This is a genomic window from Aerococcus sp. L_32, from assembly GCF_050689315.1.
Genome location: NZ_JBOEQF010000348.1, coordinates 1 through 2,038, shown reverse-complemented (window position 1 = coordinate 2,038; position 2,038 = coordinate 1). Strand labels below are relative to the sequence as shown.

Annotated in this window: 3 protein-coding genes; all 3 read left to right on the top strand. The window is 37.6% G+C overall.

Annotated elements, in window-relative coordinates; genetic code table 11:
- Positions 1 to 672, top strand: a 672-nt coding sequence (pstC, locus tag ACRCJ0_RS12760; protein WP_431390665.1) for a phosphate ABC transporter permease subunit PstC, incomplete at its 5' end; no start/stop codon positions are given.
- Positions 672 to 1,487, top strand: a complete 816-nt coding sequence (gene pstA / locus ACRCJ0_RS12755; protein ID WP_149314800.1) for a phosphate ABC transporter permease PstA — start codon at positions 672 to 674, stop codon at positions 1,485 to 1,487. The genes pstC and pstA, both read left to right, overlap by 1 nt.
- A gap of 32 nt (positions 1,488 to 1,519) precedes the next feature.
- On the top strand, positions 1,520 to 2,038 hold a 519-nt coding region (locus ACRCJ0_RS12750), incomplete at its 3' end, for a phosphate ABC transporter ATP-binding protein (protein ID WP_431390666.1).

Sequence of the window (2,038 nt, the reverse complement as noted above, 5' to 3'; positions counted from 1 at the left end):
ATAGGTTCACTATACGTAACCTTAATCGCATTCGTGTTGGGCGTACCAACAGGTGTATTTACTGCGATGTTTATGGCATTTTATTGCCCTCCCAAATTACATAAAGTTTTGAAACCAGCGATGAACTTAATGTCTGGTATTCCTTCTATTGTATTTGGTTATTTCGGTTTACAAGTATTGGTTCCAGGTATTCGAACTTTTTCAAGATCTTTAGGAATTGCATCAAATGGTATGAGTATCATGACAGCGGGTATTGTTTTAGCAATTATGATTTTACCTACTATTATTACCATGTCTGAGTCTTCGTTACGTGCAGTACCAAAAACTTACTATAATGCGTCAGTTGGATTAGGAGCTGATCATGATAGAACTTCTTATGTTATCATGATGCCGGCTGCTAGATCAGGGATCTTTTCTTCTATCATCTTAGGTATTGGTCGAGCTGTTGGTGAAACAATGGCAGTTATCATGGTTGCAGGGAACCAAGCAATTTTCCCACGTGGCTTATTCCAAGGTGCACGTACAATGACTGCTAATATCATCTTAGAGATGGCTTATGCAACTGGTACCCACCAAAGTGCCTTAATTGCAACAGGTGCGGTGTTATTTGTTATTATTTTGATTATCAATGGTATCTTCGCGTATGTTAAGAGAACGGGGGTAAATAACTAATGTCTAAAGTATTACGTGGATTTACATATTTCTTTGCAGCAGTTACATTTGCTGCCTTAGTATGGATCATCGGTTATGTATTAGTTTCAGGTGTCCCTCACTTAACAGCTGACTTATTCTCATGGAAGTACTCAACAGATAACGTTTCAATGATGCCTTCAATTATCACAACAATCTACGTAATTGGTGGCTCATTACTTCTTGCTATTCCATTTGGTGTATTTGCTGGTTTCTACCTAGTAGAGTATGCTGGTAAAAATAACAAATGGGTTGAAGGTATCCGTATTGCGACTGATACCTTAACAGGTGTGCCGTCTATCGTATTTGGTTTATTTGGTATGCTAGCCTTTGTATCTGCAGCAGGATTCCAATATTCATTAATTTCAGGTATTCTTACTTCAGCAATTATGGTATTACCATTGATTATCCGTAATACTGAAGAAGCCTTAATGTCAGTCAAAGACAATCTACGTCAAGCAAGTTTCGGTTTAGGTGCTGGTAAATTACGTACTATCTTTAGAATCGTATTGCCAATTGCTATGCCAGGTATCTTGTCAGGTATCATCCTTGCTATCGGACGTATCGTTGGTGAGACAGCAGCCTTGATGTATACATTAGGTACATCAACATCACTACCTAATTCAATCTTCTCTTCTGGTCGTACATTGGCTCTCCATATGTATGTATTATCAAGTGAAGGTTTGCACCGTGATCAAGCGAATGCTACTGGTGTAATACTATTATTAGTTGTATTAGTGATCAATGGCTTATCTACATGGTTATCACAACGATTTACAAAAGGAGGACAAAATTAATCATGGTTGAAAACAACAATCTTAAAATTAAAATGCAAGCAGAAAACATGGACCTTTACTATGGTAACTTTAAAGCCTTAGAAGGTATCAACATGCCAATTTATGAAAAACAAGTAACAGCATTAATTGGTCCTTCTGGATCAGGTAAATCTACTTTCTTAAAAACATTAAATCGTATGAATGACCTTGTTGAAGGTTGTCGTATTGAAGGTAAAATTACATTAGACGGTAAAAGTATCTTTGACCGTGACATGAACTTAAATACGTTACGTAAAAATGTAGGTATGGTTTTCCAACAACCAAACCCATTCCCAATGTCAATCTATGACAATGTTGCTTACGGACCGCGCACTCATGGTATCCGTGACAAGAATGAATTAGATGAAATTGTTGAAACTTCATTACGCGGTGCTGCAATCTGGGATGAGGTAAAAGATGACTTAAACAAAAACGGTATGGCTATTTCTGGGGGGCAACAACAACGTGTTTGTATCGCGCGTGCCTTAGCAGTTAAACCTGACGTATTATTAATGGATGAGCCAACTTCAGCA